This window comes from Leisingera sp. CC-HEC093 (genome assembly GCF_059429195.1).
In genome coordinates this window covers 1,749,815-1,765,284 of sequence record NZ_JCAIJR010000001.1, presented here as the reverse complement: position 1 = coordinate 1,765,284, position 15,470 = coordinate 1,749,815, and the positions used below count along the sequence as shown (strand labels likewise).

The window sequence follows — 15,470 nt, the reverse complement described above, 5'->3', positions numbered from 1 at the left end:
TCACCCGGCCAGCGCCGCGGCAATCCGCTCTGCCAGCTTGCGCGCGACCTCATCCTTGCCCATCCGCGGCCATTCCTCAGCGCCGTCATCGGAGATCAGGATAACCGCGTTTTCGCTGCCGCCCATGATGCCGGTTGCAGGAGAGACGTCATTGGCCACGATCCAATCGCAGCCTTTGCGCTTGCGCTTGGCGGTGGCGTTGTCCACCACGTCGTTGGTTTCCGCCGCAAAGCCGACCACCAATCCAGGGCGGCCATTCTTCATCTGCGAGACGGTCTTCAGGATGTCGGGGTTTTCAGCGAATTCCAGCACCGGCAATCCGTCCTTGGATTTCTTCAGCTTGCGGTCCGAAGCACTTGCCACCCGCCAGTCCGCCACTGCGGCGGCAAAGACGCCGGCATCCACGGGCAAAGCTGCCTGCACCGCTGCCTCCATCTCGCGGGCGCTTTCCACCGGCACCACCTGCACGCCCTCAGGCGGCCGCACCGCTGCCGGGCCCGTGATGAACACCACTTCCGCACCAGAATCGCGCAGAGCACGGGCCACCGCCGCCCCTTGCGCCCCGGAGGAACGGTTGGCGATATAACGCACCGGGTCGATCGGCTCATGCGTCGGACCGGACGTCACCAGGATGCGCTTGCCCTTCAAAGGGCCATCCGAGAGCTTGGCCGTAATGGCCGCCAGAATCTCGTTTGGCTCCGCCATCCGGCCCGGTCCGAATTCACCGCAGGCCATGCTGCCCTCGTTGGGGCCAACCAAGGACACGCCGTCCGCTTTCAGGGTTTGCAGATTGCGCTGCGTTGCAGGGTGCTCCCACATGCGGACGTTCATCGCGGGTGCCAGCAGCACCGGCGTGTCGGTCGCCAGCAGCAAGGTCGAGGCGAGATCGTTGGCAAAGCCTTGCGCCATCTTGGCCATCAGGTCGGCGGTGGCCGGCGCCACCACCAGCAGATCGGCGCTGCGCGACAGCTGGATGTGGCCCATCTCAGCCTCGGCTGTCAGGTCGAACAACTCCTGATGCACCGCTGCCCCGGCCAGCGCCGAAACAGACAGCGGCGTCACGAACTCAGCCCCAGCCCTGGTCAGCACCGGCGTCACCCGTGCGCCCTGATCCTGCAGGCGGCGGATCAGCTCCAGCGATTTATAGGCCGCAATGCCGCCGCCAATGATCAATAGAATGTGTTTGCCAGCCAGCATCTGCGCATCCTCGCCCGGTTTCCCGCGACCTTACTGCGCCGCGGCAAAAGTGTGAAGCAGTCAGCCGTCCGTGCGGAAGGCCAGACAAGGATCAGGGCGTTCGGCCGCCTCTGCATCCCAAACGAGGTCAAAAGTTCCGCTGATCTGCCCGTCCTCAGACTGTCCCAGGCTGCGGACCACTGCCCCGGGACGGGCCTTCACCAGATAGACGGACAGCCCCCGGTCGGTGCGGGCGTGGCCGTTGCCGGTGATGACAGCCACCGGGCCGCCTGTCTCTGCCAGCGCCCGATCGGTCGCGGCTGCCAAGCTTGCATCCCGCAAACGCTGAAAGTCCACCAGTACCGGCAGCATCTCCGGCGGCATCGCGTTGCAATGGTTAACCTGCTGGTCCGCTTCCCGCGCCGCCTGGTCCGCCTCCGGCAAGGGCTGATCCAGCCCAAAGCGCGCGGACGCTTCCGCCCCGAAATAGGCCACCGCCCCCTCTGCCAATATTTTGACAGCCGCACTGCGCGGCACCAGCGCGCCGTACTGACGCGCGCCCTTGGCCGCCGCAAAAACCGGTGCATAAAGGCCAAACTCCGGCCAGCCGCTGTCCGCCCAGTTCAATTCATTGGCTGTCTGCTCTGCATCGGTGAGCATATCCGGATCCAGCCCGGCCGCCTGATCCGCCGTGATCATCTCCCAGACCACGGCCTTGGGCTGCAGTTCTGACAGTAACTGCGCCTGCCGCTGGTGATGCACTGGATTGTCATGCACTTCGCCGAGGATCACCACATCGGCGCCGCGCAGCTCGGCCGCTGCGGCAGACACTGTACCGGCACCGGCGCCAGACACGCAAAGCGCCGCCAGAGCGGCGGCGCTTGCAATCATTTTCAGGCCATGGAAACGCTTTCTCATGAAAGCAGTTTGTGCACCTCGCGCGATTGGCCTTCAAGGCATTTGCGCATTTTCTGGAAGGCACCGGCCTCCAGCTGGCGCACGCGCTCCTTGGACAGCCCCAGCTCTGTGCCCAGGCTTTCCAGCGTGCGCGGCCGCTCGCGCAGTTTGCGCTCAGTGATAATGAAACGCTCCCTGTCATTCAGCGACTGCAGCGCCGAAACCAGCCATTTGCGCAGCTGGCGGCGGTCATGCTGCTCCTGCACCAGCTCTTCGGCCTGAGACGCTTCATCCTCCAGCGCATCAATCCACTCGCGGCCCTCTTCATCCGCGGACTGGATCGCATTGAGAGAGAAGTCAGCGCCGGACAGGCGCCCCTCCATCATTTCGACATCCCGCAGCGGCACACCGATTTCGGTGGCAATTTTCTGATGCAGCTGATGCCGGTCAAGCCTGCTCCCCGACACGCGCGCCTCGCGCTCGAACTGCGCCTGAACCCGGCGCATGTTGAAGAACAGCGATTTCTGCGACGAAGTGGAGCCGGTGCGCACCATCGACCAGTTGCGCATCACGTAGTCCTGGATCGATGCCTTGATCCACCAGACCGCATAGGTCGAGAACCGCACACCGCGGTCCGGATCGAATTTGTCCGCCGCCTTCATGAGGCCCAGCCCCGCCTCCTGGATCAGATCGTTCATCGGCGCGCCGTAGCGCTTGAACTTGGCCGCCATGGAAATGGCCAGGCGCATATAGGCGTTGATGAGCCTGTGAAGCGATTCAACATCGCGGTCGTCCCGCCAGGCATAGGCCAAGCGCCGCTCGGTCTCTGCATCCAGCAGTTCTGCCTTCATTGCCTGTCTCGGCAATGGGTTTTCCACTGTTTGATCAAGTGCCATGTGATTTCCCCCCGGAAACTAATTAACAAACTGCCGCCTGGGGGCGTGCTTGGAACAATCGGGGGCCCGGTTATAATCAGACCGGCAGCAATAACGCAGGATGTGTCTCGCGGCTCATCCAAAGGCCAAAACGGAAAAGTAAAATAGTATCTTGGCCCCTGCGCAGTTTCTCCCGGCCTTAAAAAGCGGAACCCCGGGATGCTGCGATCTCTTGTGTTCACCGGGCCCTGCAGTTACCCACAGGAACGGCTTCGGACTCACAGGTTAGCAAAAAATGCCGTCAAATGTAACTTTTATTCTGGGGGGCGCCGCCTCGGGGAAGTCGGCATTTGCCGAGCAGCTGTGCGTAAACACCGGAAAAGATAAAGTTTACTGGGCAACTGCACAAATTTTTGACACCGAAATGCGCGAAAAAGTGTCCAGGCATCTCAAACAAAGAGGGGCTGGATGGACCACTATTGAAGAACCGGAAACAGCTGCGCGTGTTCTGGACCCGCTGTCGCCGGCTCAGGTCTGCCTGATGGATTGCGCCACCATGTGGCTGACCAACCATCTGCTGGCAGAGCATGATCTGGACGCCGCACAGGAGGAGCTTTTGTCAGCAATTGCCCGCAGCCAGGCGGACCTGGTGATAGTTTCCAATGAAACCGGGCTTGGCATTGTGCCGGAAAACACGCTGGCCCGCCGCTTCCGCGAAGCCCAGGGGCGGCTGAACATCGCCCTGGCCGCACAGGCCGGCACCGTGGTTCAGGTGACGGCGGGGCTGCCGCTGGTTCTGAAGGGGGAACTGTGATTACCCGGCTGTTTCTGGTGCGGCATGGGCCGACCCATGCCAAATGCATGGTCGGCTGGTCCGATCTGCCAGCAGATCTGTCCGACACTGCCGCCCTGTCCCGCCTGTCGGAATATCTGCCCGCCGGGGCGCTGGTGGTGTCCTCCGACCTGTCCCGGGCGGTGAAAACCGCCAGTGCGATTCAGGGGCGCCGGGAACGCCTGCCCCACACCGGGGCGCTGCGCGAAATTCATTTCGGCACCTGGGAGCTGCGCACCTGGGCCGAGGTGGACGCCGAGGACCCGGACCGCATCCGCGCCTATTGGGAAACGCCGGGGGATGTGACCCCGCCGGGCGGTGAAAGCTGGCACCAGGTCTGCAACCGGGTGAACGCAGCCATTGACGGGCTGATCGCCGCGCACCGGGGCCGCGACCTGGTCGTGGTCGGCCATTTCGGCCAGATCCTGACCCAGATCCAACGGGCTGAGATGCTGACGGCTGAAGAGGCCTTTGCCCACCGGATCGACAACCTGTCGGTCAGCGAAATCTCTCTTGGCCCGGATGGCTGGCAGGCCGGAGTGATCAATCACCTGCCGTGACGGGGGGTATCACAAACATTCCATTTTGAAATGTGCCGCTCCGCGTTAGCCTCCTGTCATGGCTTACGAAATCTATATTGGCGACCGCATGTATTCCAGCTGGTCATTGCGCGGCTGGCTCATGCTCGAAAAATTCTCCCTGCCCCATACGGTGCATATGGCGGGGCTCTATTCCGGAACCATGGCGCAGGACATGGCGCATCTGGCACCGGCACGGCTGGTGCCCGCGCTGCGCACGCCCGAGGGTGTGGTTATCGGTGAAAGCCTGGCCATTGCCGAAACCCTGGCCGAACGCCACCCGGAGGCCGGGCTGTGGCCCGCGGATCCGGCGCAGCGTGCTGCAGCGCGCTGGCTGGCGGCGGAAATGGTGGCAGGCTTCTCCGCCTTGCGCGGCGAATGCCCAATGCAGCTGGCCCATATCTATGAAGGGTTCGAGGTATCGCGCGGCGTGAAGGCCGACCTGGACCGGATCGAGGCTCTGTTTGCCCATGCCCGCAATGTTTCCGGCCACAGTAGCGGTTGCCTGTTCGGTGACTACACGCTAGCAGATGTGTTCTACTCGCCGGTTGCGGCCCGGATCATAGGGTACGGCCTGCCGGTTTCCGAGGCGACCCGGGCCTATTGCAAAGTGCTGCTGTCGGACCCCGCTTTCCTGCAGTGGCAGGAGAAAGCGCATGAGATCAGCTATGACCCGGAACCTTATGCGATGGACCTGACAAAGCGGCCCTGGTCCCTGGGCTGAACCGGTGTCCAGCGCGAATTTTGCGTGAATTCGCGGCTGGCCCCTGCATCCGTTAACCAATCAGAAACCACGATTGCCAAGCATCTCTCCCTGACCTTTCAGACGGCGGGGAGAGATGACAGCACGTTCCTATACGGTGGCCTTTCAAGGCGTCGAGGCCCGCCAGGTCGAGGTGCAATGCGCCGTCGCCCCCGGCCTTCCGGCGTTCTCGGTGGTCGGCCTGCCGGACAAGGCGGTCCAGGAAGCGCGCGAACGGGTCCGGGCCGCCTTTGCGGCGATGTCCATTGCCCTGCCCTCGCGCCGGATAACCGTGAACCTGTCGCCCGCGGACCTGCCCAAGGAAGGCAGCCATTTCGACCTGCCGATTGCGCTCGCCCTGCTGGCCGCAATTGGCATTATCCCGGCCGAAAAGGCCGAGGAGACCATTGCCTTGGGGGAACTCTCGCTGGATGGCCAGCTGATGCCGGTGGCCGGCGCCCTGCCCGCCGCGGTCACAGCGGCGGAGGAAGGCAGGATGCTGCTCTGCCCGAAACTGTCAGCGCCGGAGGCCGCCTGGGTCGACGCGGCGCAGGTCATCGGCGCCGCCACCCTGACAGAGGCGGTGCAGCATTTTACCGGCCAGCGGCGGATAGAGCCCGCAACCCCCGGCGAAGCCGCCCTTGGGCCGGGCGGCAAGGACCTGCGCGACGTGAAGGGGCAGGAGACCGCCAAGCGGGCGCTGGAAATCGCCGCCGCCGGGCGGCATCACATGCTGATGGTCGGCCCGCCGGGTTCAGGAAAGTCGATGCTGGCGGCACGGCTGCCTTCGATCCTGCCGCCGCTGTCCCCAACTGAGGCGCTGGAAACCTCGATGATCCATTCCCTGTGCGGGCTGATCGACGACGGCGGCATCAGCCGCGCCCGCCCCTTCCGGGAGCCGCACCACACCGCATCCATGGCCGCGATTGCGGGCGGCGGGCGGCGGGCCCAGCCGGGGGAGATCAGCCTGGCCCACAACGGGGTGCTGTTCCTGGACGAGCTGTCGGAGTTCGGCCGCCCGGTGCTGGAAACCCTGCGCCAGCCGCTGGAAACCGGCGAGGTGATGGTGGCGCGGGCCAATGCCCATGTGAAATACCCCAGCCGCTTCATGCTGGTGGCCGCCGCCAACCCTTGCAAATGCGGCTATCTGGCTGACGCGAACAAGGCCTGTTCCCGCGCCCCCCTTTGCGGTGCGGATTACCTGGGCCGTATATCCGGCCCGCTGCTGGACCGTTTTGACCTGCATCTCGACGTGCCGCCAGTGGATGTGGCCGACCTAGAGCTGCCGCCCAGCGCCGACGGCTCTGCCGAGGTCGCGCAGCGGGTGGCAGCCGCCCGCGAAATGCAAACGGCCCGGTTCCGCCCCCATCCCGGCCTGCGCCAGAACGCCGATGCCGAAGGCGCACTGCTGGAAGACATCGCCGCTCCGGATACCGAAAGCCGCGACTTGCTGATCCGTGCCGCCGAACGCTTCGGCCTCAGCGCGCGCGGTTACCACCGTGTTCTGCGGGTCGCGCGCACGATTGCGGATCTGGCCTGCGAGGAGCAGGTGCAGCGGCCGCATTTTGCCGAAGCGCTGAGCTTCCGGCTGCCGCCGTCACGCTGAACCGCTGCCAAGCACGTCCTTGGCAAAGGCCGCGGCCTCCTCCAAGGCGGCCTGGCCCTCGGGCAAGTGGCCGGCCATGAATTGCCACACATGGGGAACATCGTGCCACAAGCTCAGGCGCACATCGCCGCCGGAGGCTTCCAGCAGCTCTGCCATGCGCTGCGCATCTGACAGCAAAACTTCGCTGTCCCCCGCCTGGATCAGCACCGGCGGCGGATCGGCAAAGCGGGCAAACAGCGGCGATGCCCGCACATCTGCCGGGTCGGCACCCGCAAGGTACTGATCCACGACCTCCTCCATCCGGCGGGCCGGGATGATCACATCCCTGTTCCGGTTGGCTTGAATGCTGGCCCCGCTCAGGGTCAGGTCGCACCAAGGGGAAAAGGCAGCAAGGCCCGCAGGGCGTTCGCCTTGCGCCAGAAGACCGGCAAGCAGCGCCAGCGCCAGCCCGCCGCCGGCACTGTCACCGGCCAGAAGGATATCCCGCGCGGCATAGCCGGTCCGGCGCAGGTATGCCCAAGCCGCCCAGGCGTCCTCGTAGGCTGCGGGAAAGGGGGCCTGCTGCAGCAGCCGGTAATCCGGCACCGCAACCTCCAGCCCGGACGTCCGTGACAGGCGCGACAGCATCCCCTGATAGGCGCGCGCACTTCCCGCCAGATAGGCGCCGCCATGCAGAAAAAGAATGATCTGGCCCTGCCTGACCGGCCCGCAGGACACCAGTTTCAGCGGCACAGGCGCAGGCCGCCGCTGCAGCCTGGTAAAGGGCAGCGCCGGATAGAGCCGGGGCGCCATGGCTTCAAAAACTTTGCGCGCCAGTTCCGGGTTCCTGGTCAGCTGCAGCGCCGGTTTCATGCCATAGCGCATCCATGCGTTTAAGGCGCGGCGCTGCCAGCTCATCAGCGGATCTTGGCTTCGATCGCCTGCCAGACCTTTTCGGCAATGTTCACCCCGTCAAACCGCTCCAGTTCCTGGATGCCAGTGGGGGAGGTCACGTTGATCTCAGTCAGGTAGTCGCCGATCACGTCGATACCGACAAAGACCTGGCCTTTTTCGCGCAGCAGCGGGCCGATGGCAGTGCAGATTTCCAGATCGCGCTCGCTCAGCCCGATCTTTTCCGGCCGCCCGCCCACATGCATGTTCGACCGGGTTTCGCCCGCCGCGGGCACCCGGTTGATCGCGCCCACCGGCTCGCCGTCGACCAGGATCACCCGTTTGTCGCCATTGCTGACGTCGGGCAGGAATTTCTGCACAATCAGCGGCTCGCGGCTGAAGCCAGTGAACAGCTCATGCAAGGAGGTCAGGTTGCGGTCGTTGGCATCCAGCCGGAACACGCCGGCGCCGCCGTTGCCATACAGCGGCTTCAGGATCACATCGCCGTGCTTTTCCTTGAACGCCTTGATGGTCTGCAAATCCCGGGCGATGGTGGTTGGCGGCGTCAGTTCGGGAAAGTTCAGAACCAGCAGTTTTTCCGGGTAATTGCGCACCCAGAAGGGATCATTCACCACCAGCGCCTTGCCTTTCAGCATGTCCAAGAGGTGGGTCGAGGTGATGTAATGCATGTCGAACGGCGGGTCCTGGCGCAGCCAGACCACGTCGAATTCCGCCAGATCCGCCTCGCGCTCTTCGCCCAGAACCGCAGGCGTGCCCGCCACCCGCTGCACGGTCATGCCATGCCCGCGCGCCGTGATGCGGCCTTCCTGATAGGCCAGGTGGTCCGGGGTGTAGAAAAACAGCTCATGGCCACGCGCCTGGGCTTCCTCGGCCAGGCGGAAGCTGCTGTCGGCATTGATGTCCACGCCCATGACCGGGTCCATCTGAAAGGCGATCTTCATGGCAGTATCCCTTGTAAGCTGGCCAAATACATGGCCCAGCCCAGCCCCGGGTTCAATGGGTCAGGCGCAGTTCAATCCATCCCAAAGGCGTTTTCGATGATCTCCACCGCGCCAGTGCCGTCCACAAGTGCTGCATCAAACCTGACCGGCGTCAGCTGGCCCTGCGGTTCGCTCTCAAGATACTGACCGGCGCTGGCATAGATCCGTTCCGCCTGCCGCGGCGTGATCCGCAGGGCCGCAGCGGCGCTGGTGGCGCTGTGCTTCACCTCGACGAACACCAGTTCCCCGTCGCTGCGCAGGATCAGATCGATCTCGCCGCCCGGCCCGCGCCAGCGCCGTTCGGCCACGGTGTAACCGCGGTTTTCATAGTGGCGCGCAACGATCTCCTCCGCGGCCTCGCCCGCCAGATGGGCACGGGCGCCGCGGTGCTGGCGGGCGCGGGTCATGCCTCAGCTGTCCTTCGTCATCTGCAGCGCCAGCTGATAGACCTTGCGCCGGGGCAGCCCGTGCATCTCCGCGACAATCCCGGCGGCGTCCTTGACTGAGTTGCCCTGCAATGCAGCCTGCAGATCGTTCTCCAGATCTCCCTCGCTCACCTCTGCCTCCTGTGCGCGGTCGACCAGCAGCACGATCTCGCCCTTGACCGGGCTTTCCTCCAGGCCGGCGGCGAGCTCTGCCAGCGATGCCCGGCGCACCTCCTCGAATTTCTTGGTCAGTTCCCGGCACAGCGCGGCGGGGCGGTTGCCCAGCACTGCGGCCATATCAGCCACCGAGGCCGCGACCCGTTTCGGCGATTCATAGAAAATCAGGGTGCCGGGGATTTCCCGCAGGTCTTCCAGCCGCTTGCGCCGGGCGCCAGAGGCATTGGGCAGGAAACCCGCAAAGAAAAACGCATCAGTCGGCAGCCCCGCCAGCGTCAGCGCAGTGGCTGCGGCCGAGGCGCCGGGGGCGCACGTGACAGTGTACCCTGCCTCCGCCGCCTCCCGGCTGAGATGATAGCCCGGATCAGCAATCAGCGGCATGCCAGCTTCAGACGCATAGGCAACCGACTTCCCTGCGCCCAGCGCCTCCAGCAGTTTCGCCCGCGCGCCGGTGCCGCTGTGGTCATGGTAAGCAATGATCCGCCGCCCGCCCAGCGGCACGCCGTGAATCTCCATCAGCTTGCGCAGCGAGCGTGTATCCTCAGCCGCAAGCACATCGGCAGAGGCCAGCACGTCCAGCGCCCGCAGGGTAATGTCGCGGGCGGTGCCGATCGGCGTGGCAACAAAGTACAGCCCGGGGGGCAATATGACATTCTGGTGATTCAACGCTGGACCCGCCTTCTTGGTCGTTTATGATCCGCCCTTAAACCCACACGGCGCTGCCGCGCCGGGAGAACGGAGTTTCAAGCCATTATGTTTGCTGTTTTCAAACGCGCCCGCAAGGCGGCTCTGACAGCCGCCGCAGCAGTTTCCGCCATCGCCCTTACCGCCTGTGACCCGATTGCCGTTGGCACTGGCCCGACCATTAACACCTCCAAACCCGTTCCCGTGGCCCTGCTGGTGCCGCGCGGCTCTGCGCAGCAGGGCGACAGCGTACTGGCAAAAAGCCTGGAAAATGCCGCCCGTATGGCGATCGCCGATCTGGACGGCGTGCAGATCGACCTGCGGGTGTATGACACCGCGGGCAGCCCCGAGGTGGCCTCTGGCGCGGCGCAGCAGGCGCTGAAAGACGGGGCCCGTGTGATCCTCGGCCCGGTTTACGCCGAAGCTGCCAATGCCGCAGGCATTGCGGCCCGCCAGCGCGGCGTGAACGTGCTGGCCTTTTCGAACAACCCGGCCATTGCCGGCGGCAACGTCTTTATTCTGGGGCCGACATTTGACAACACCGCGCGGCGGCTGACCCGCTTTGCCGCCCGCAACGGCAAGCGCAGCATCCTCATTGTCGGCGGCAACGATGCTGCGGGCGTGGCTGGCCGCAACGCGATCCAGCGCGCAGCCAGCGAAACCGGCGCCAGCATCGCGGGCAGCGTCGGCTATGAGCTGTCTCAACAGGGCGTGATCAACGCCATCCCCGCCATCCGCAATGAATCCGCAGACGCAGACGCCGTTTTCCTGACCTCAACAACCGCCGGCGCGCTGCCGCTGCTGGCGCAGCTGATGCCCGAAGCCGGGGTCAATCCGGCGGAGAAACAGTATATCGGCCTGACCCGCTGGGACATCCCGCCGCAGACCCTGGCGCTGCCCGGCGTGCAGGGCGGCTGGTTCGCCATGCCTGACCAAGGCAAGGTGCAGCAGTTCAGCGCCCGCTACCAGGCCAGCTACGGCGCAGCACCGCATTCCATCGGCAGCCTTGCCTATGACGGCATCGCCGCCATCGGCGCCTTGGTTGCAGCCGGCAAATCCGACGCGCTGACCGCGGGCGCTCTGACCCAGGGCGCAGGTTTCCGGGGCGCCGGCGGCATCTTCCGGCTTCGGCCGGACGGCACCAATGAACGCGGCCTGGCGGTTGCCTCCATCCAAGAACAGAAAGTCGTGATCATTGACCCAGCCCCAAGCAGCTTCGCAGGCGCCGGCTTCTGACGCCGCCGCCCGCCCTGCAAAAGCCTCTGCCAATGGCCTGCCGGAACCGCTGGGAGCGCTGATCTGCAACCCGCTGGACATCTTTGATGCCGGCAGTGTCCGGGCGCAGATCCGGGCGCTGGCACAGGACACGCCCGCTGCCGCCCTGCGCAGCGGGACAGTGAAGATCCTGAAGGCCGCCAACAAAGCAGGCCGCGCAGCAATCGCCGAGGCCTTTGCCGCGCAGCCCTTTGCCGCGCGGGAAATGGCCCGCTCCTACACCTTCCTGACCGACGGGCTGGTGACCACCGCGCTGTTCGTGGCCGGCGAATTGCTGCACCCGCTGGCCACCCCGACCCAGGGCGAGCGCATCGCGGTGATGGCGGTGGGCGGCTACGGCCGCGGGGAAATGGCGCCGGCCTCGGACGTGGACCTGTTGTTTCTGACCCCCTACAAGATCACCGCCTGGGCGGAGAGCGTGATTGAATCCATGCTCTACATCCTGTGGGACCTGCGGCTGAAGGTGGGCCATGCCAGCCGCACCATCAAGGACTGCATCCGCCTGGGCAGCGAAGACTACACTATCCGCACAGCAATGCTGGAGCACCGTTTCCTGGCAGGCCACGCACCCCTGGCCAAGGAGCTGGACAAGCGCCTTAAGAAGGAGCTGTTTTCCCAGGACGCGCCAGAGTTCGTCGAGGCCAAGCTGGCCGAGCGCGATGCGCGCCATTTGAAACAGGGCCAGCGCTATATGGTCGAACCCAACGTGAAGGAGGGCAAAGGCGGTCTGCGCGACCTGCAGTCGCTGTTCTGGATCGCCAAGTATCTTTACCAGGTGAAAGATGCGGAGGAACTGGTGCCGCTGGGCCTGTTCCGCGCCGAAGAGATGGCGCTGTTTGCCGAGGCCGCCACCTTTCTGTGGGCGGTGCGCGCGCATCTGCACCTGGCCACCGGGCGCGCCACCGAACAGCTGACCTTCGACCTGCAGGTCGAGGTGGCCAGCCGCATGGGCTACGAGGACAAGGCCGGCCGCCGCGGAGTGGAAGTGTTCATGCAGGAATACTTCCGCCACGCCACAAGGGTCGGCGACCTGACCCGCATTTTCCTGACCAAGCTGGAGGCCAGCCAGCAGAAAAACGCGCCGCTTCTGGAACGGATCTTCCGCCGCCGCCCGCGCATCAAACCCGGCTACAAAGTGGTGCACAACCGGCTGGATGTGATCGACCCCAAAGCGTTCCTCGAAGACCGGGTCAATCTGCTGCGGCTGTTCGAGGAAGCCCTGCGCACCGGCATGCTGATCCACCCGGACGCGATGCGGCTGGTGACCGCCAACCTGCATCTGATCGACGAGGAGATGCGCAACGACAAGGAAGCGCGGAAGCTCTTTCTGGATCTGCTGCTGAAACACGGCAACTCCGAACGCGCCCTGCGGCGGATGAACGAACTCGGCGTGCTGTCCGCCTTTCTGCCGGAATTCGAACCCATCGTGGCAATGATGCAGTTCAACATGTACCACTCCTACACAGTGGATGAGCACACCATCCAAGTCATCGCCAACTTTGCCGCAATCGAGCGTGGCGAGCTGGAGGACGAGCTGCCGCTCTCCTCCGAAATCCTGCGCAAGGGCCTCAACCGCAAGGTGCTGATGGTGGCCATGCTGCTGCACGACATCGGCAAGGGCCGTGTGCAGGATCATTCGATCCTGGGCGCGCAGATCGCCCGCAAGGTGGCACCGCGGCTGGGGCTGAAGCCTTCGGAATGCGAAACTGTCGAATGGCTGGTGCGCTATCACCTGCTGATGTCGGACATGGCGCAAAAGCGCGACATTGCCGACCCCCGCACAGTGCGCGACTTTGCCAAAGCCGTGCAGACAGTAAAACGGCTGGATCTCCTGCTGCTGCTGACCGTCTGCGACATCCGCGGCGTCGGCCCGGACACCTGGAACAACTGGAAGGCCGCGCTGCTGCGGGCGCTTTACGGCCAGACCCGCGCGGCGCTGGAGGGCGGCATGGAGGCCTTGAACCGCGAACACCGTGGCGCCTCAGCCAAAAAGGCCCTGCGCGAGGCGCTGCCGGGCTGGTCCAAGGCGGAGCTCAAGACCGAAACCGCCCGCCACTACCCGCCTTACTGGCACGGGCTGCATATCACCGCGCATGTGGATTTTGCCGAAATGCTGCGCGACTTCACCGCCAAGGGGGACGCAGGTGAGGTGATGATCCGGCTCTACCCGGATGTGGACCGCGACGCGACCCGCGCCTGTTTCGTGATGGAGGACCACCCGGGCATCTTTGCCCGCATCGCCGGCGCCTTGGCCCTTGTCGGCGCCAACGTGGTTGATGCGCGCTCCTACACCACCAAGGACGGCTATGTGACCGATGCCTTCTGGATTCAGGACAGCGAGGGCCACCCCTTTGATCCGGTCCGCCTGCACCGGCTCAAACAGATGATCGAAAAGACCCTGAAGGGCGAGGTGATCACCCGCGACGCCCTGAAATCCCGCGACAAGATCAAGAAGCGGGAGCGCGCCTTCAAGGTGCCGACGCACATCACCTTCGACAACGAGGGGTCGGAGATTTACACCATCATCGAGGTGGATACCCGCGACCGGCCCGGGCTGCTGTACGATCTGGCCCGCACCTTGGCAGCTGCCAATGTCTATATTGCCAACGCGGTGATTGCGACCTATGGCGAACAGGTTGTCGATGCCTTCTATGTCAAGGACATGTTCGGCTTGAAATACTACTCGGAGTCCAAGCAGCGGGCGCTTGAGAAGAAACTGCGGGCAGCCATTGCCGAAGGCGCAAAACGGGCGGATACATGAAACCAATCAGACTGCTGTCCGGGTTCCTGACGGTCGGGTTCTGGACGCTGGCAAGCCGTCTTCTGGGCTTCGTCCGCGAGATCCTGATTGCCGCCTTCATCGGGCCGGGACCAGTGCTGGACGCCTTCATCGTGGCCTTCCGCCTGCCCAATATGTTCCGCCGGTTCTTTGCCGAAGGCGCCTTTAACGCAGCCTTTGTCCCGGCCTTTTCCAAACGCTACGAAGCAGGCGAAGATCCCGGAAACTACGCCCAGCAGGCCTTCAACCTGCTGGCCGCAGCCGTGCTGGCGCTGGTCGGCCTGGGCATGGTGTTCATGCCGGGCCTGGTCTGGCTGACGGCGGGCGGGTTCGTGGGCGATGCGCGCTTCGATATGGCTGTGGGATACGGCCACATCGTCTTTCCCTACATCCTGTTCATGTCGCTGGCCGCCCTCTTCTCCGGCGTTCTGAACGCCACCGGACGATTTGCCGCCGCCGCGGCGGCACCGGTGCTGCTCAACATTTTCACCTGCGCGGCAATGACGGCCGGGGCGGTGCTGGGCGGCGATGTGGTGGTCTGGCTGGTCTGGACCATCCCTGTGGCGGGCGTGGCCCAGCTCGCGCTGGTCTGGGCCGCAGCTGAAAGGGCAGGCATCTCCCTGCGCCCCGGCCTGCCGCGGTGGAACCGTGAAATGAGCGATCTGGTGCGGGTGGCGGTGCCCGCTGCCCTGGCCATGGGCGTCACCCAGATCAACCTGGTTGTCGGCCAGTATGTGGCCTCCGACATCGAAAAAGCCGCCAGCTGGCTGTTCATTGCCGACCGGCTCTACCAGCTGCCGCTGGGGGTGGTGGGCATTGCCATCGGCATCGTGCTCTTGCCCGCCTTGTCCCGGCGCCTGCGCGCAGGCGACAGCACCGGCTCCCAGGACGCCCTGTCGCGCGCAGGCGAATTCTCGCTGCTTCTGGCAGTGCCTTCGGCCGTGGCCTTCATCACCATTCCAGTGCCGCTGGTCTCGGTCCTCTATGAACGCGGTGCCACCGGCCCGGAGGATGTGGCCGCCATCGCCCTGGCCGTTGCCATCTACGGCGCAGGCCTGCCCGCCTTCATGCTGCAAAAGGTGCTGCAGCCCCTGTATTTCGCGCGCGAGGACACCAGGACCCCGTTCCGCTACGCGCTGGTGGCCATGGTGGTGAACGCGGCGCTGGCCTTTGGGCTGAAACCCGTGCTGGGCTGGATCGCCCCCGCCATCGCCGCCTCTGCTGCGGGCTGGGCGATGGTGGCGCTGCTCGCGCTCGGTGCCCGCAGCATGGGAGAGGAAGCCCGGTTCGACGCCCGCTTCCGCCGCCGCGCCTGGCGCATCCTCGCGGCCTCCGCCATCATGGGCGCGGTGCTCTACACGGTGGCCGCCACCGCAGGCTGGCTATTCACGCTGGACTACTGGCGCTACCTGTCCCTGCTTGGCCTGGTGGTGCTCAGCGGCGCGGTCTACTTTGCCGCCGGCCATGCCCTGGGCGCCTTCCGCCTGTCAGAATTCCGCAGCGCCCTCAGCCGCCGGAAACAGGCCTGATCCCCCCTTTGGCAAATCCCGGGT

The 15,470-nt window shown here is 64.9% G+C and carries 14 protein-coding genes; 7 read left to right on the top strand and 7 right to left on the bottom strand.

Annotated features, from left to right (window positions below; genetic code table 11):
• Genes coaBC through AC5STB_RS08470 form a run of 3 tightly spaced genes read right to left on the bottom strand, consistent with a single transcriptional unit; the run spans position 1 to position 2,969 of the window.
• Positions 1-1,197, bottom strand: coding sequence for a bifunctional phosphopantothenoylcysteine decarboxylase/phosphopantothenate--cysteine ligase CoaBC (gene coaBC / locus AC5STB_RS08480; protein WP_495442499.1), 1,197 nt, complete (start codon positions 1,195-1,197; stop codon positions 1-3).
• Between the two features lie 60 nt (positions 1,198-1,257).
• The gene (locus AC5STB_RS08475) at positions 1,258-2,094 is read right to left on the bottom strand and encodes a ChaN family lipoprotein (protein ID WP_495442498.1); all 837 of its coding nucleotides are present in this window, start codon (positions 2,092-2,094) and stop codon (positions 1,258-1,260) included.
• Positions 2,091-2,969 carry an RNA polymerase factor sigma-32 gene (locus tag AC5STB_RS08470; RefSeq protein ID WP_495442497.1) on the bottom strand — a complete coding sequence of 293 codons (879 nt, stop codon included), beginning with the start codon at positions 2,967-2,969 and terminating at the stop codon, positions 2,091-2,093. The genes AC5STB_RS08475 and AC5STB_RS08470 overlap by 4 nt, the downstream gene beginning before the upstream one ends.
• Before the next feature lie 274 nt (positions 2,970-3,243).
• On the opposite strand from AC5STB_RS08470, the gene cobU reads away from it, so the two are divergent.
• From cobU to AC5STB_RS08450, 4 genes are all read left to right on the top strand, one after another.
• The gene (gene cobU, locus AC5STB_RS08465) at positions 3,244-3,762 is read left to right on the top strand and encodes a bifunctional adenosylcobinamide kinase/adenosylcobinamide-phosphate guanylyltransferase (RefSeq protein WP_495442496.1); all 519 of its coding nucleotides are present in this window, start codon (positions 3,244-3,246) and stop codon (positions 3,760-3,762) included.
• Positions 3,759-4,340 (top strand): histidine phosphatase family protein, encoded by a 582-nt coding sequence (locus AC5STB_RS08460; protein ID WP_495442495.1) that lies wholly within the window; start codon positions 3,759-3,761, stop codon positions 4,338-4,340. Before cobU ends, AC5STB_RS08460 begins: the two co-directional genes overlap by 4 nt.
• Before the next feature lie 58 nt (positions 4,341-4,398).
• On the top strand, positions 4,399-5,082 hold the full coding sequence (locus AC5STB_RS08455; RefSeq protein WP_495442494.1) for a glutathione S-transferase: 684 nt from the start codon (positions 4,399-4,401) through the stop codon (positions 5,080-5,082).
• A 115-nt stretch (positions 5,083-5,197) separates the two neighbouring features.
• The gene (locus AC5STB_RS08450; RefSeq protein ID WP_495442493.1) at positions 5,198-6,706 is read left to right on the top strand and encodes a YifB family Mg chelatase-like AAA ATPase; all 1,509 of its coding nucleotides are present in this window, start codon (positions 5,198-5,200) and stop codon (positions 6,704-6,706) included.
• Here the strand turns inward: AC5STB_RS08450 and AC5STB_RS08445 are convergent.
• The 4 genes from AC5STB_RS08445 to rsmI all read right to left on the bottom strand — a co-directional run bounded on the left by AC5STB_RS08445 (position 6,698) and on the right by rsmI (position 9,845).
• Positions 6,698-7,603 (bottom strand): alpha/beta hydrolase fold domain-containing protein, encoded by a 906-nt coding sequence (locus AC5STB_RS08445; RefSeq protein WP_495442492.1) that lies wholly within the window; start codon positions 7,601-7,603, stop codon positions 6,698-6,700. The two genes, AC5STB_RS08450 and AC5STB_RS08445, sit on opposite strands and share 9 nt — an antisense overlap.
• Positions 7,603-8,538: a glutathione synthase gene (gshB, locus tag AC5STB_RS08440; RefSeq protein ID WP_495442491.1), complete on the bottom strand. Its 936-nt coding sequence runs from the start codon at positions 8,536-8,538 to the stop codon at positions 7,603-7,605. Before gshB ends, AC5STB_RS08445 begins: the two co-directional genes overlap by 1 nt.
• A 71-nt stretch (positions 8,539-8,609) precedes the next feature.
• A complete protein-coding gene (locus tag AC5STB_RS08435) occupies positions 8,610-8,984 on the bottom strand; it encodes a YraN family protein (protein ID WP_495442490.1) in 375 nt (124 codons plus the stop codon).
• A gap of 3 nt (positions 8,985-8,987) precedes the next feature.
• Positions 8,988-9,845 carry a 16S rRNA (cytidine(1402)-2'-O)-methyltransferase gene (rsmI, locus tag AC5STB_RS08430; RefSeq protein ID WP_495442489.1) on the bottom strand — a complete coding sequence of 286 codons (858 nt, stop codon included), beginning with the start codon at positions 9,843-9,845 and terminating at the stop codon, positions 8,988-8,990.
• A gap of 87 nt (positions 9,846-9,932) precedes the next feature.
• On the opposite strand from rsmI, the gene AC5STB_RS08425 reads away from it, so the two are divergent.
• Genes AC5STB_RS08425 through murJ form a run of 3 tightly spaced genes read left to right on the top strand, consistent with a single transcriptional unit; the run spans position 9,933 to position 15,446 of the window.
• Positions 9,933-11,099 (top strand): penicillin-binding protein activator, encoded by a 1,167-nt coding sequence (locus tag AC5STB_RS08425; RefSeq protein WP_495442488.1) that lies wholly within the window; start codon positions 9,933-9,935, stop codon positions 11,097-11,099.
• Positions 11,059-13,899 carry a [protein-PII] uridylyltransferase gene (locus tag AC5STB_RS08420; protein ID WP_495442487.1) on the top strand — a complete coding sequence of 947 codons (2,841 nt, stop codon included), beginning with the start codon at positions 11,059-11,061 and terminating at the stop codon, positions 13,897-13,899. The genes AC5STB_RS08425 and AC5STB_RS08420 overlap by 41 nt, the downstream gene beginning before the upstream one ends.
• Positions 13,896-15,446 carry a murein biosynthesis integral membrane protein MurJ gene (murJ, locus tag AC5STB_RS08415; RefSeq protein WP_495442486.1) on the top strand — a complete coding sequence of 517 codons (1,551 nt, stop codon included), beginning with the start codon at positions 13,896-13,898 and terminating at the stop codon, positions 15,444-15,446. The genes AC5STB_RS08420 and murJ overlap by 4 nt, the downstream gene beginning before the upstream one ends.
• Positions 15,447-15,470 lie beyond the last annotated feature (24 nt).

What these genes read in the sequence shown, in the direction of transcription:
- coaBC (WP_495442499.1), bottom strand. Translation starts at nt 1,197, where the DNA reads ATGCTGGCTGGCAAACACATTCTATTGATCATTGGCGGCGGCATTGCG.
- AC5STB_RS08475 (WP_495442498.1), bottom strand. Translation starts at nt 2,094, where the DNA reads ATGAGAAAGCGTTTCCATGGCCTGAAAATGATTGCAAGCGCCGCCGCT.
- AC5STB_RS08470 (WP_495442497.1), bottom strand. Translation starts at nt 2,969, where the DNA reads ATGGCACTTGATCAAACAGTGGAAAACCCATTGCCGAGACAGGCAATG.
- cobU (WP_495442496.1), top strand. Translation starts at nt 3,244, where the DNA reads ATGCCGTCAAATGTAACTTTTATTCTGGGGGGCGCCGCCTCGGGGAAG.
- AC5STB_RS08455 (WP_495442494.1), top strand. Translation starts at nt 4,399, where the DNA reads ATGGCTTACGAAATCTATATTGGCGACCGCATGTATTCCAGCTGGTCA.
- AC5STB_RS08450 (WP_495442493.1), top strand. Translation starts at nt 5,198, where the DNA reads ATGACAGCACGTTCCTATACGGTGGCCTTTCAAGGCGTCGAGGCCCGC.
- AC5STB_RS08445 (WP_495442492.1), bottom strand. Translation starts at nt 7,603, where the DNA reads ATGAGCTGGCAGCGCCGCGCCTTAAACGCATGGATGCGCTATGGCATG.
- gshB (WP_495442491.1), bottom strand. Translation starts at nt 8,538, where the DNA reads ATGAAGATCGCCTTTCAGATGGACCCGGTCATGGGCGTGGACATCAAT.
- AC5STB_RS08435 (WP_495442490.1), bottom strand. Translation starts at nt 8,984, where the DNA reads ATGACCCGCGCCCGCCAGCACCGCGGCGCCCGTGCCCATCTGGCGGGC.
- AC5STB_RS08425 (WP_495442488.1), top strand. Translation starts at nt 9,933, where the DNA reads ATGTTTGCTGTTTTCAAACGCGCCCGCAAGGCGGCTCTGACAGCCGCC.
- murJ (WP_495442486.1), top strand. Translation starts at nt 13,896, where the DNA reads ATGAAACCAATCAGACTGCTGTCCGGGTTCCTGACGGTCGGGTTCTGG.